Annotated in this window: 11 protein-coding genes; 10 read left to right on the plus strand and 1 reads right to left on the minus strand. The window is 51.1% G+C overall.

Features of this window, described 5'->3' with window-relative positions:
- Positions 1 to 461: 461 nt before the first annotated feature.
- The 6 genes from B2118_RS01530 to B2118_RS01555 all read left to right on the plus strand — a co-directional run bounded on the left by B2118_RS01530 (position 462) and on the right by B2118_RS01555 (position 8,124).
- Positions 462 to 2,609, plus strand: a complete 2,148-nt coding sequence (locus B2118_RS01530) for a hypothetical protein (protein ID WP_428052734.1) — start codon at positions 462 to 464, stop codon at positions 2,607 to 2,609.
- The gene (locus B2118_RS01535) at positions 2,610 to 3,848 is read left to right on the plus strand and encodes a glycosyltransferase family 4 protein (RefSeq protein WP_428052735.1); all 1,239 of its coding nucleotides are present in this window, start codon (positions 2,610 to 2,612) and stop codon (positions 3,846 to 3,848) included.
- On the plus strand, positions 3,848 to 5,083 hold the full coding sequence (locus B2118_RS01540; RefSeq protein ID WP_177746165.1) for an acyl-CoA dehydrogenase family protein: 1,236 nt from the start codon (positions 3,848 to 3,850) through the stop codon (positions 5,081 to 5,083). Before B2118_RS01535 ends, B2118_RS01540 begins: the two co-directional genes overlap by 1 nt.
- A gap of 6 nt (positions 5,084 to 5,089) precedes the next feature.
- Positions 5,090 to 5,887 (plus strand): electron transfer flavoprotein subunit beta/FixA family protein, encoded by a 798-nt coding sequence (locus B2118_RS01545; RefSeq protein WP_428052737.1) that lies wholly within the window; start codon positions 5,090 to 5,092, stop codon positions 5,885 to 5,887.
- A gap of 12 nt (positions 5,888 to 5,899) precedes the next feature.
- On the plus strand, positions 5,900 to 6,886 hold the full coding sequence (locus B2118_RS01550) for an electron transfer flavoprotein subunit alpha/FixB family protein (RefSeq protein ID WP_428052739.1): 987 nt from the start codon (positions 5,900 to 5,902) through the stop codon (positions 6,884 to 6,886).
- 350 nt (positions 6,887 to 7,236) lie between these two features.
- Entirely contained in the window at positions 7,237 to 8,124 is an 888-nt protein-coding gene (locus B2118_RS01555; protein ID WP_428052741.1) for a type IV pilin protein, read from the plus strand.
- A 48-nt stretch (positions 8,125 to 8,172) separates the two neighbouring features.
- Here the strand turns inward: B2118_RS01555 and B2118_RS01560 are convergent, their stop codons facing one another.
- Positions 8,173 to 8,727 carry a flavodoxin family protein gene (locus B2118_RS01560; protein ID WP_428052743.1) on the minus strand — a complete coding sequence of 185 codons (555 nt, stop codon included), beginning with the start codon at positions 8,725 to 8,727 and terminating at the stop codon, positions 8,173 to 8,175.
- Positions 8,728 to 8,881: 154 nt separating this feature from the next.
- Here B2118_RS01560 and mnmE point away from each other — a divergent pair, with 154 nt between their 5' ends.
- The 4 genes from mnmE to B2118_RS01580 are packed head-to-tail and all read left to right on the plus strand — an operon-like array spanning position 8,882 to position 13,969.
- Complete coding sequence (gene mnmE / locus B2118_RS01565; protein ID WP_428052745.1) at positions 8,882 to 10,234, plus strand: tRNA uridine-5-carboxymethylaminomethyl(34) synthesis GTPase MnmE; 1,353 nt, start codon at positions 8,882 to 8,884, stop codon at positions 10,232 to 10,234.
- Positions 10,235 to 12,028 carry a tRNA uridine-5-carboxymethylaminomethyl(34) synthesis enzyme MnmG gene (gene mnmG, locus B2118_RS01570; RefSeq protein ID WP_428052747.1) on the plus strand — a complete coding sequence of 598 codons (1,794 nt, stop codon included), beginning with the start codon at positions 10,235 to 10,237 and terminating at the stop codon, positions 12,026 to 12,028.
- Positions 12,009 to 12,653 carry a 16S rRNA (guanine(527)-N(7))-methyltransferase RsmG gene (gene rsmG, locus B2118_RS01575; RefSeq protein WP_428052748.1) on the plus strand — a complete coding sequence of 215 codons (645 nt, stop codon included), beginning with the start codon at positions 12,009 to 12,011 and terminating at the stop codon, positions 12,651 to 12,653. The genes mnmG and rsmG overlap by 20 nt, the downstream gene beginning before the upstream one ends.
- Entirely contained in the window at positions 12,653 to 13,969 is a 1,317-nt protein-coding gene (locus B2118_RS01580; protein WP_428052750.1) for a hypothetical protein, read from the plus strand. Before rsmG ends, B2118_RS01580 begins: the two co-directional genes overlap by 1 nt.
- Positions 13,970 to 13,973 lie beyond the last annotated feature (4 nt).

The following is a 13,973-nucleotide window of genomic DNA, read 5'->3' on the forward strand; positions in this document are numbered from 1 at the left end:
GGCCGCCAGTTCAGGACGACGGGCCTTGTTTTATGTATTGTTGCCGTTTCTTTTGTTTGCGACATTGTAAAACAGTGTGGCTCTATTAACCAAAGGGGCGCGGACAATCTGCCGCCCGCTAGGGTGCGGGCCGCAGTGTTCGGGGAACTCTCTTTTCGTAAGAGAACAACCAAGACAAACAACAGATTCCCGACTACGACCTTCGGGAATGACCCCTAAAAGGAAAATGCTTTTTCCTTATTGTCATCCCGGAGTGTTTTTATCCGGGATCTTGTTGTTGTCGTGGTTGTCATCCCCGAGGAATTTAGTCGGGGATCTGTTGTTTTACTTTTTCGTTTGGGGGCAACATTGCCAAAACAGTGTGGCTCTATTAACCAAAGGGGCGCGGAAAATCTGCTGCCCGCAGGGTGCGGCCTGCAAGGTGCGGCCCGCTAGGGCACTGTATTTGGTATAATTTGTATATGAGAAAACATACCTTTTTTGCGGGCTTTTTTGTGCTGTTTGGCTTGGGTACGGCGTTGGCGCAAACCACAGCGGCGGATACTGCCGCCCAGCCGGCGCAGACGATCAGCAAATCCTCGCTGGCCGCCAAGCACGCCGACAGTAAACTAAACGAAACTATCCTGCATAAAAGCGTGTTGAATTATTCCTTGCCGCCGGAACTGGTAGAAGTGGCCCAAAAGTGCGCGGCGGGGGAAACGGACGAGTGTTATTTTTCCTATAAAACCTTTGAAAACGCCGCCGATAAAAAACTGGCCGCCGCGGCCAATTTGGAACTGTCCGTTTTGTCCTTACAGCGCGGGCTCGTCAAGCAGGCTTTATCGTATATCAACCGCGCGTGCGAATTAAACCCGGATGACCCCTTTATGGAACTTACGCGCGGCTGGACGTATTTAGCCGCGGGCAAGTATAAAAAAGCGCGCAAATCGTTTGACGATTTAATGTACCTTACCGCCGATTTTGAATATGTCTCTTCTTCCAAAACGGGAAATGCGCTGGCGTGGTATTTAAGCGGAAATAAAGAGAAATCCGCCGCCGAGTGGCAATACTTATACACGGCTAACCCGTATAATATTTCGTTTGTGTCGTATATGCTGGGTAAAATAGCCTCGGAAATGAAGGCCTCGCGCCACTTGGCCCCTGTGTTTTTGCAACAGTCTTTAACGCACGACAGCAAGAACTATGCCGCCGCGGAACTTTTTGCCAAATTATCCGAAAAAGATAAAAATAAACTCCGTTCTTGGCAGTATTACGCCACCTTGTACAGTTTGGACCCGGATAATAAACAACTGGCTAAAAAAATCGCCAAATATTCCAAGGAGTTTGGCAACAAGAGCATTGATTATCTGTTCTATTTGCGCTTGGACCAGCCTATTGTGCACGAACTGCCCTCTACGCCCTCGCCCAAAATCAAAATGGCGCTCTACGCCAACCGCGAACAAGTGCCGCAAAAATTGCAGGCGATTTCTTTTCAACCCTCGGGCACGGCGGTAGTATCGGACGAAAAACTGGGCGAAGTGCTGCGCGTGCCGTCTTACATAGACAAACAGATTGTGTTTAACCCGCAAACGGGCGGCGTGGACTTGCAAAACGCCAAGGGGCATATTGAATTTTCCGCCAAACGCCCGTTCACCGTTTCGCTCGTGCACCCGGAGAGAACCTTGCTTATCAAAAACGCGCAGGCTGAAAATATTTTTGCGGCGGATTTGAGCGATAAAGAATTGCAGGGAGAACTTATTGTTGTGCCTGCTTCGGACGGGTTTATTCTTATTAATAATTCAAACGCCGAAGATTTAATCCCGGCCCTGCTGGCCTCCCGCGTGCAGAGCATTACGCATCCGGCGGCGTTGGAAGCCTTTGCCGTGGTGCTCCGCTCGGCCCTGTTGCAGGCGGCGGAAGAACATAAAAACGAGCCCTATTTTATTACCGATAACGATACCGATTTTAAGTTTAAAGGGATTAACCTTATCTTTAAAACGCTTTTGGACGCCTCCAAAGAGTCCGCCAAAATCCGCCTCACGCAGGCACAGGCGGGCTCGTACGATGATTGCGGCGTCCTGTCCGCGGACCAAATCCAAAACACCGCGGATAAACCGGGCTATATTTTCTCGCCCGCCAACGTAAGCAAATATCTTTTATCTAACCCGCCGGCGGATTTATTTTCCCGCCCGCAGGACCCGACCCAATGGTCCGGCATTAAATGGATGTATGTTTACGACGGAAAAGAGATTCAAAACCGTATCGCCTACAAACAAAATATCGGCAAATTGCGCGCCATTACGCCTACTTCGCTAACGCCTAACGGGCGCATTTTGTCCATACGGTTTGAAGGCAGCAAAGGTTCGTACGAAGCCAACACCCCGCAGGAAGCCGCGTTTATTTTAAGCGCCGGCACGATGCGCTCCAACCTGTTTGATATTGTACCGCTCTACAAGGGCAAAAATATCAAAAGCGTCTTGGTGCGCGGTTATGACACGGGGCTTGGGTATGGGCTGTGCTTGCAGGGCGCGGACGGTTTAGCCAAGAAAGGTATGGATTATAAAGGAATTATTAAATATTACTTCCCCAACGCCCGTATCTTAAATACCACCACAGGGACGATTAATTAAATGGAAAAGACAAAAATTCTGTACTTTATTACCCGTATGGACCAGGGCGGCGCGCAGGCCAGCGTGCTGACTACGCTAAAAACCATCAATAAGCAGCAGTTTGATACGTATTTGGCGGCAGGCCCCGGCGGACGGCTGGATTTTAAACTCAAAAACGACACGAGCCGCGTGTTTTTTATCTCCGCCTTGCGCCACGATATCCGCCCGCGCTATGTGTTCCACGATATGTGGGCCGTGTGGCAAATGGGCCGCATTTTGCGTAAAGTGAAACCCGATATCGTGCACACCAACGCCCCCAAAGCGGGCGTGCTGGGGCGTATTGCCGCGCGCTTATTCTGGCGCAAGGCCAAGGTGGTCCACACCTTCCACGGATTGGGCTTTGCCAAGGAGCACGGCGAAAGACGGTTCAAATTCTTTGTGGCGGTGGAAAAATTCTGCGCGCGCTTTACCGACGTGCTCGTGTTTGTTTCCCGCCGTAACGCCGCCGAGGCCAAGCAACTGGGCATTGGCAAGGGCGTGCGGACGGAACTCATCCGCGCGGGGATTAATTTTAACCCCATTTTGCCCTTAAAGTTTGACCCGGCCGCCAAAAAGGCCTCCTTAAAAATTCCGGCCAATGCCAAGGTGGTATTGGCGCTGGCTAACTTTAAACCGCTTAAAAACCCGATTCATTTTGTGCTGGCCGCTTACAAGGTGCTCAGCCAAATGAAGAACGTCTATTTCATTTTTACGGGCGAGGGGCCGCTGAAAGAAACGGCTGAAAATTTGGCTAAAAACTTGGGGATTGAAAAGCAGGTGCTCTTCCCCGGGTGGAGAAGCGACGCTTTGGAACTGTTGGCCATTAGCGACGTGTATGCCAGCGTGTCCTTGCGCGAGGGGCTGCCGATGTCGCTGTTGGAAGCGATGGCAATGCGCGTGCCCGCCGTCTGCTACGACGTGGACGGTATCGGCGAGGTGATTACCAACAACAAGACGGGCTTCTTGGTAAAACCCAACGACATTAACACCTTTGCCGATAAGTTAAAGGTGCTGTTGCGCCACGCCGCCTTGCGCGAACGCTTTGAAGCCGCGATTGACCACCGCGATTTTTCGGAATTTACGGCTTCCACAATGGTTAAAAAGCAGGAACGCTTGTACCGCAGTTTGGTTCCGCCTACCAAAAAGAACGGCGGCAAACGGCGTTTTTTCCGCCGCCGCTACCGCAAACCCGCCAAAAAATTTACTCAGGGAGATAAATAATGGATTACGCAATTAACGAAATGGAGCAGGAAGTTCTCAATACAACCCGGGAACTGGCCCAAAAGAAATTAAAACCCCTGCGTGCCGAAATGGACGCGAAGGAACAGTTTTCCAAGGAAATGCTGGAAGAATATAAAAAGTCCGGCATTATGGGGCTGTGGCTGCCCGAAGAATACGGGGGACTCGGCGGCGGGATTACCTGCCTGGCTATGGCGTTTGAAGAACTTTCGCGCGTGTGTGCCGGGCTTGCTTTAACGCCGGGTACGAGTGCTTTGGGCGCAATTCCGATGTTTTTAGCCGCCACCAAGGAACAGCGCGAACGCTGGTGCCCCGATTTGGCTTCCGGCAAAAAATTGTGGGCCTTTGCGTTGACGGAACCCGAAGCCGGCTCCGACGCTACCGCCCTCAAAACTACCGCCATTAAGGACGGTGATTTTTATGTGGTAAATGGTACCAAGCACTTTATTTCCACGGGTAAGGAAGCCGATTTTTACACCGTAGCCGTAAATACCAACCCGGCCCGCGGGGCGCGCGGTATTTCGCTCTTGGTTATTGAAAAGGGCACGCCCGGTTTTTCCTTTGGTAAAAAAGAGGAAAAAATGGGTATCCGCTCCAACCCCACTTACGAACTGATTTTTGAAAATGTCCGCGTACCGAAAGCCAACCTGTTGGGCAGCGAGGGCCGCGGACTGCTCTATTTGCAGGAAACCTTGGACTATTCCCGCCCCGGTGTGGCCGCGCAGGCCGTAGGCATTGCGCAGGGCGCGCTGGACGAGACGATTCCCTACTTGCGCACACGCAAACAATTCGGACAGCCGATTATCACGTTCCAGGCGTTGGGCCACAAGGTGGCGGAACTCGCCGCCAAGACCGAAGCCGGCCGCGCGCTGGTGTATTCGCTCACGCACCGTATGGATACGGAATATTTGCCCGCCGTCAAAAACGCTTTGGCTAACGGTACCACGGTACACGACGAACTCAAAAAATTAAAGGGCGCGCGCTGGACCAAATACAGCGCCGAGGCCAAGTTGTTCTGCTCCAACGTGGCTATGGAAGTGGCCGACGAGTGCGTAACGCTTTGCGGCGGGGTGGCGTATATGCGCGATTTCCCGCTGGAAAAGTATATGCGCGACGCCAAAATTACCCAAATTTACGAGGGCACCGTGCATATTCAAAAGAACGAAATCATCACGGCGCTTATTAAAGAATACGCCGCCAAAGGCGACGAGGAGTAAACTTTTATGCACATTGTAGCCTGTGTTAAACAAACCCCCAAATCCGATAATGTAAGAATTGACCCGGCCACCGGGTGCTTAATCCGCTCCGGCGCCGCCAGCGCGATGAACCCCTTTGACGAATACGCCTTGGAAGAAGCCGTAACCTTAAAGGAACAAGAAGGCGGTGTGGTGTCTGTGATTACAATGGGCCCTCCGCAAGCCGAAGCCGTTTTGCGCGACAGCGTAGCCCGCGGCGCGGATTACGTCTATCAACTGGGCGATATGGCCTTTGCGGGCTCGGACACTTGGTCCACCAGTTATGCCTTGTCCAAGGGAATTGAAAAAATTAACGCTATCCGCCCCGTGGATTTGATTATCTGCGGCAAACAAACCAACGACAGCGATACTGGCCACATTGGTCCGCAAATTTCCGCTTGGCTCAAAATGCCCAACGCGGCGTTTGTTAAAAAAGTGGTGGAAGTAAAAGAAAAATCTATCGTCGTAGAACGTTTGACCGAGGACGGAAGCGAAGTGGTGGAACTGCCGTTCCCGTGCGTGCTGTCCGTGGTAAAGGAAATCAACAGTCCGCGCGTAAGAAGCGTAAAGGGCCGTATGCTTGCCAAACGGGCCGAAGTTACCAAGTGGACGGCGGACGATATCGGCGCGGATAAAACCAAACTGGGGATGAAGAACTGCCCCACCCGCGTGGTAAAATCGTTCGTGCCCAAGCGCGAGGTTTGCTCCGTGGCCATAGAGGGCGCCAATGGCAAGGAAAAAGCCTCCAATTTGGTTAAAATTTTAAAGGATGCCAAGTATATTTAAGGATAAAACAATATGAAAGATTTTAAAAATGTTTGGATTTTTGCCGAAGCGCAGCGCGGTAAATTGAGCCCCACCGCCCTGGAACTTTTGACAGCCGGCCGCAAACTGGCCGACGATTTGGGCGAAAAATTGTGCGCGGTGTTGCTCGGTTATCAAGTGGAACACTTTGCCAAGGATTTGTTTGAGCACGGCGCTGACGTGGTGTATGTGTGCGACGATAAAGCCCTGGAAAACTATGTAGATGATATCTATGCCAAAACCTTGACGGGGATGATTGAAATGTATAAGCCCAACAAGTTTTTGCTCCCGGCTACCAATATGGGCCGTTCGCTATCGGCCAAGACGGCGGTGTTTGTGGGGACCGGGCTGACTGCGGATGCCACGGAAGTGGTTATCAATAAAGAGGACGGGCAACTCCACGCCACGCGCCCGACCTTTGGCGGCAACTTAATGGCCACCATTACCTGTGCTTACACTCGCCCGGAGATGTGTTCCTTGCGCCCGATGTCTTACGAAAAGGCCGCTTTGCAGGCGGGCCGCACGGGCGAAGTGGTAAAATTCCCGTTTGATGCGGCGAAATATACCTCGCTTGCGCACTTTATCAAGTTTATTAAAAGCGAGGGCGAAGGCCTGGACCTTTCGGAAGCCGAAGTAATCGTGGCCGGCGGCCGCGGTGTAGGCAAGGCGGAAGGATTTTTATTGCTTAAAAAATTGGCGGACCGCTTGGGTGGTGCCGTGGCGGCTTCCCGCGCGCCGGTGGACAGCGGGTGGATTGATTACCGCTACCAAATCGGTTTGACGGGTCGCACGGTAAAGCCGAAACTTTACATTGCGTGCGGTATTTCGGGCCAAATCCAGCATATGGCCGGGATGAGCGGCTCCGACGTGATTGTAGCCATTAATAAGGACGCCGAAGCCCCGATGATGAAGGTGGCCAATTATGCGGTGCAGGGGGATTTGTATGATGTAATCCCTGCGATGTTGGAAGCCCTCAAATAACGGCCTGTTGTAGTCTTATTTTATGCCCGGTGCAGAGATGTTTTTCTGCTCCGGGTTTTTTTATGCACTTTTGGCGTGTAGAAAGTGTTTGTTGGTGTTTGACCGAACGGCAACAACCCAAAAGGTAGATTCTGAAACAAGTTCAGAATGACCCATAATTTTTATGACGACTAAAAAATGTAGTTTTTGTCGTTGTTTTTTCGCTGTTTATTGTAAAGGGCTTGACCCGTTTTTTTTTTTTGATAAATTAGAGAGAGAACACGCTTTCCGTACCCGGATGTATCCGCTGTATAAAAACTCGTATAAAAGACTGTTTTGCTCAAATATAAAGGCTTTAATAAGGAGAAAAAATGAAAGGATTTATTACTAGTTGCCGTGCGGCCACCCCAAGCAGACGTCATTCCGTAAGGTTTCTGTACGGAATCTCGCCGTTTCGCAACAACAGATTCTGGACTACAACTTTCCAGAATGACGCTACTAGTATAAGTGGCCGCACGGTAAATACCTCTATTTTGTCATTCCCGAGAGTTTTAGTCGGGAATCTGTCGTTATTTAAAAAAGAAAATGACAACAACAGATCCCCGACTACGACCTTCGGGGATGACAACTACAACGACGACAACAGATCCCGTATAAAGACACTACGGGATGACAACACTCCGCGGACCACATCCCTAGCGGGCCGCTCCACACTCGGAAATGACATTATTATAAAAAAAAGAGGTCATCCTGAACTTGTTTCAGGATCTACTGCTTGGGTTGTTAGCAGCGGTTTTACTCTCATAGAACTCCTAGTAGTCGTTCTCATTATCGGCATATTGGCGGCGGCTGCGTTGCCGTCGTACCGGGTGGCGGTGGGGACCAGCCGGGTAGCCACGATGTACGCCCTTGTGCGCGCGGTGGACCAAGCGCAACAGCATTTTTATATGCAAACGGGCCGCTATGCCAGTAATTTGGATTCGCTGGTTATTTCAATGCCTGCCGGGTTTACAAAAACGACTAGTAGTATCCAGAACAATAAAATGAGTTGCGGATTCATATCAACTGAAGCCGGAAAAGCATTTCGGTGTAATGACCGGACACTTCCTGTGAGTTTGGAAAAATATCATCACGACAGATATTTTATTTGTTGGGCTAATATTGGTGATAATTTAGGGAATAGAATTTGTTCCAATATTTCTGGGCAAGACAAATGGGTATCCCAAAATTCTTCGCAAGCTGCATATACGATTTATTAAAAAACCCGCGGGATAAAATCCAGCGGGGTGATATAAAGTCCCATTTTTTTACATTGTTTTGCCAAATTCCAAGGCTTCTTTCAGTTTGCCTGTTTTGATAATTTCGCCCGGCGCACCTACGCCGCCCGCCAAAACCATACCGCGGTCCTTCCAGCCCAAATAGTTGGCAATGCTGTGATAGGTGGCTTTTAGCCCGTCATAGTCGCCGTCTTTTTCGGTGCCTTCGGCCGCGGCCAGCAGAACGCACTCTTTAATTTTCAGTTTGCGCGGGGCAATGTCCTTCATATACGCATACAATTTATCAATAGCGGCCTTTAACTGCGCGCTCATCGTAAACCAATACAAGGGTGTGCAAAATACCAGCATATCGGCCTCTTCCAACATCGGGGCCAATTTGTCAAAGTTATCTTTAAACACGCACGGCTCCTTGGCGGACCAGCATTTGTCGCACGCGTGGCACGGAAGCACCGGGTGAAAAGCCGTCTCAAACACTTTTACCGTGTGGCCCGCAAATTTGGCCCCTTGAATAAACGCATCCGCAAGGAGAGCCGAATTGCCCAGTTGGCGCGGGCTGCCCGTAAGCACTAAAATATTTTTACCCATATAAAAAAGTCCTCCAAACCCTCCGCCCTTTTAAGCGGAAAAAGAATATTTAGATTATAGTTTTTTACCTGCGTTTTGGCAAGTATAAAAAAGTCCGTTTTTCCCAATACAAAAAACGCCCCGCAAGCGTATGAAAAATTGATAAAATATACCTATGCAAACTACTATCTGCGCCTTGGCCAGCGGTATGGGCGGAGCGGTGGCGTTAATTCGCCTCTCCGGCCCGCAGTCGCTCGCCTTATTTTTAACGCTTGCCCACCGCCAAACGGCGCCCGAGCCGCGCAAACAAATTTTCTGTACGCTTTACGACGGCGGCGAAGTGCTGGATAAAGCCTTGGTAACGTATTTTAAAGCCCCGCACTCTTACACCGGCGAGGACGTGGTGGAATTTGCCGTTCACGCGTCGCCTTATATTAAGGGGCGGCTTTTGGAACTGCTGTGCGAAAACGGGGCCACTATGGCGCGGCGGGGGGAATTTTCCCAACGGGCGTTTTTAAACGGGAAAATGGACCTTGTGGAAGCGCAGGGCCTGTGCGATTTGATTGCTTCGGGCAATAAACAAGCGCACAAACTGGCTATGGACTCGCTGGACGGAAAATTGTCCGCGCGCCTGGCCGATATGAAGACCAAACTTTCCGAACTTTTGGCGCAAATAGAGGTCCGCTTGGACGATGTGGACGAGGAAATGACGCCGCTGTCCGATGGGTTTGTATCGGGCGAAATAAACGCGGTACTGGCGCATATCAAGGCTTTGGCGGACACCTTTTCCGTCGGAAAATATATTAAAGACGGCCTCAAAACCGCTATCGTTGGCGCACCCAACAGCGGCAAATCCAGTTTGCTAAACGCCCTTGTCGGTTTTGACCGGGCAATAGTTTCCGCCGCTAGCGGAACCACGCGCGATACGGTGGAAGAAACGCTGGAAATTAACGGGCAAAAAATCATTTTGACCGATACCGCAGGCATCCGCGAACACGCCCTGGACCCGGCGGAAAAAGAAGGTATGAAGCGCAGTTTGCGTGCAATGCAGGGCGCGGACCTGATTTTATTTGTGTTGGATTCTTCCCGCGCGCTTACGCAAGAGGAAAAAGATTTATGGCAGGATATCCGCCGCCAACAAAAGCGCACCCTTATCGTACTGAATAAAACCGATGCCGTCCAACCCCCGGTTTGCCCGCTGGCGGAGTGCGGAAATTATACGGTTTTGCCCGTATCTTGCAAAACGGGCGACGGGTTAAATGATTTAAAACAGGCCATTACCGCCGACATTACCGAAGCGCAAACGGCGGACGGGCTAATGATTTCCAACCTGCGCCATTACGAGGCATTAATCAACGCACAAACCGAGTTGGAAAGCGCGTTAATCCGCTTGTCCGCCCACGCGGGGGGCGAAATTTACGCCGAACACCTGCGCCGCGCGCTTAATTATTTACAAGATTTGATTGGAGAGGTAACCCCCGATGACGTACTGGGGATTATCTTTTCCAAGTTCTGTATGGGGAAATAAATGTTTGTTTGTGAAGATAAGTATGACGTGATTGTAATTGGGGGCGGGCACGCCGGGTGCGAAGCCGCCTTGGCTTCGGCCAAATTAGGGGCTAAAACGCTCCTGCTTACCCAAAGTTTAGATACGGTGGCCCAAATGTCCTGCAATCCGTCCATTGGCGGAATTGCCAAAGGGCAAATTGTGCGCGAAATTGACGCCTTGGGCGGTGCTATGGGCCGCGTAACGGACCACGCCGCCCTGCATTACCATATGCTTAATACGGGCAAGGGCCCGGCGGTGCACTCTCCGCGCGTGCAATGCGATAAAAAAGTTTACCAGTTTACCTTTAAACACTTTTTGGAATTACAGCCCAATTTGGACATTATGCAGGACGAAGCCGTCAAAATTTCTACCTCGGATAACGGCGTAAACGGCGTACTGACCTTGCGCAACACCTTTTACCATACCAAGGCCGTTGTACTGACGACGGGCACTTTTTTGGCGGGGACCATACACATCGGTACCGAAATGTTTAAGGGCGGGCGCTATAATGATATGCCTTCTGACGGACTTGCCAAAAATTTACGCGAGGATTTACATTTGCATATGCTGCGCTTTAAAACGGGTACGCCGATGCGTATTAACGCGCGCGGGCTGGATTATTCCAAATTCCGCTTGCAGCCGTCGGATAACCCGTTGCAGCCGATATCCCACTTTACCGATGTAAAAGCCCAACAACAGCGCCAGTTTTTAAGTTGCCACATTACCCGTACCACTTTGGAAACGGATAAAATTCTGCGCGCCAATTTCCAACGCTCGGCTATGTACAGCGGGCATATCCACGGGATGGGGCCGCGCTATTGCCCGTCGGTAGAGGATAAAATTAAAAAATTCCCCGATGTTACCAGCCACCCGCTGTTTTTGGAGCCTGAGGGCTTCCACACGGAGGAATATTATATACAGGGCTTTTCTACCAGTATGCCCGAGGATGTGCAGCGCGCCTTGATAAAGTCCGTGCCGGGTATGGAAAAAGCCTCTATCACCCGCCCCGGTTACGCGGTGGAATACGACTTTTCCGACCCGCGCGATTTGTTCCCGTCCCTGGAAAGCAAACTCGTGCCCAACTTGTTTTTAGGCGGGCAGATTAACGGTACGACCGGTTACGAAGAAGCCGGCGGACAGGGGTTAATGGCGGGTATCAATGCGGCCTTAAAAACCTTGGGCAAGGAGCCCTTTGTTCTGCGCCGCGATGAAGCCTATATCGGCGTACTCATTGACGATTTGGTAAATAAGGGCGTAAACGAGCCCTACCGTATGTTTACTTCTCGCGCCGAATACCGCATTTTACTGCGTAACGACAATGCGGACTTGCGCTTAATGCCCCACGCCTTTGAACTGGGGTTACTGGAAGAAAAATATAAAGCGCCGTTTGAAAAATACCGCGCCTTGTGCGAGAAATTAATTGAACACCCCGGCGCGCAAGTGGACGAAACCGACGAGGATTTGTTCCCGTGGACGGTGGAAAAAGCCCGCACCCACGCCGATATTCACAATAAATACGCAGGATACTACGAGCGTAACAAAAAGGATGCCGAAAAACTGGCGGAAATGGATAATATCAAAATCCCGGAAGGGTTTGACCCGTCCTCCGTGCGCGGCATTTTGTTTGAAAGCGCCCAAAAACTGCGCGAGGTAAAACCGCAAAACTTGGGGCAGGCCGGGCGTATCCCGGGTGTAACCCCGGCGGATTTACAGTTGCTGGCGGTGCATATTGAACGCTACCGGAGACTCAAAAATGCTCAAAACGCTGACTGATTTTGCTAAAACGCTTAATTTGCCACTTACCCAGGCGCAGGCTGAAAAAATGCTGGCCTACGCCAACTTGGTTTGGGGCAAAAAGGACTTTTTAAACTTAACTAGCGCGGCTGATTTAAACGAGGTTATCACCCGCCACATTTGCGACGGCCTTACCGCGGCGGCCAAAATAAACGGCCTGATACACGCTAAAAAGGTGGCCAGCCCGCAGGCGGCCGACGTAGGCGCGGGGGCCGGGTATATTGGTATTACGGTGGCGCTTGCCTTGCCGGAAATTCAGGTAACGCTGGTGGAAAGCATTGAAAAGCGTTGCTCATTTATGAACTGGGCCCTTATGCAACTGGGCGTTAAAAACGCTAAGGTAAAACAGGCCCGCTTGGGGCAGGGGACTTCGTTTCAATTTGATTTTGTAACTGAGCGTGCTATGGGCCAACTGCCCGATATATTGGAAATTTGTTTAAGCGCGCTTAAACCGGGGGGAGTGTTTATTGCTTTTCAGGGCGAACACCCGCAGGCGGATATGTGCCACCCGGAAAAATACCAAGGAATTTTGCTCGGCGTAGAGCGTTATACCTTGCCGGATGACGGTAAAAAGCGTCATTTGGCGTTGTTTGGAAGAATTTAATGGATACCTTTAAAAAGTTAGCCTGTCTTGCGCTGATACTTGCGGTGATGTTGTGCACGCCGCACGTGTTGCGCTCGTTCGGGCTGACGGCCAAGGACGTGGTAAACGCCTTGTTCTCGGAAACGCCGCGCGAGGATGCCGTTCCGCTCCCGGTGCCCGAAAAGGAAGCCCCGGCTCCCGCCGTGGACCCCAACCGCGGGCACGCGCGCGAAAACCGGCCCGATATTTCGGTGCCGCCCCCGGCTTCGGCCTCGGCTGTGGAATATTCGCCCGAGGAGGAAAAGAAATTTAACGAAATGATTTCCGGTTTGGAACACGTGGCTTTAAATGCGCCCAAGAGCGAAGGGGCCGCCTTGGAAGCCGTACCCGTTCCGGCCTACCGCCCGACGGATTCCGCGCACAAGGTGCGTTGGTCTCCGCCGCCGCCCGGCTTTTTAACGGCAGATACGTTTAACTATTTAATTTACCGCGAAAAAAATCCCGTTACGGAAAACATCAAAACGGTGTTGGATACGATTCACGGTAATTTGATGCTGGATTTAACCCCGTTTACGCTGGTTATCAAGCCCAACAAAATTTTGGTTATGCTGTTTGGCGAAAAGGACAGTTATATGAGTTTTACCAAGCGTCCGGCGTGGTCGGGCGCGTCTTCGGACTTGCGGGCCGATACAATGTATGTAATAGAGGGCAATAGTTTTTACCCGCTTTCCGTACACGAACTGACCCACTTGTATTTTGACGGGTACTTCTTGCCTACGATATCCCCGTTGTGGCTGTCCGAGGGGATGGCGGTATATATGCAGATTTACGCCACCAAGCAAAAGCCCAGTTGGGTGGACAGAAGCCTCTTGCGCATTGTGCAGGGTACTTATATTCCGCTGGAAGAAATGACCCAAACCGAGGATTTAAGCCAATACCCTAACGATAAAGCGGAACTGTGGTACACGCAGGCGTATAGTTTGGTGGATTATTTGTTAAACTCCCGCACGCGGGACGAATTTTATAAATTAAGCACGGAAATAAAGGCCAAAACCCCTTTGCATCAGGCCTTGTACCGCGCGTTCGGTATGCCCTTTAATAAGGTGAGCGTATTGGAAAATGTGTGGCTGCACGATTTGCAAAAGGCGTATCAGGCGGGCAAACTGGTTTCGCCCCAAAAAACGCCCGCACCGCAGAAGCCGGCCGCTGCTAAAAAGCCGGAACCTGCCAAACAGCCGCAGGCCGCCACTAAACCGGCCCCCAAACCGCAGCCCAAAAAGGCGCCCCAGCAAACGAAGATTAACAAATTGCAAATGGTGCCTGTGATGAAGTATTAGGAGA

The sequence above is a fragment of the Candidatus Avelusimicrobium stercoris genome (genome assembly GCF_002437085.1).
Taxonomy (GTDB): Bacteria; Elusimicrobiota; Elusimicrobia; order Elusimicrobiales; family Elusimicrobiaceae; genus Avelusimicrobium; species Avelusimicrobium stercoris.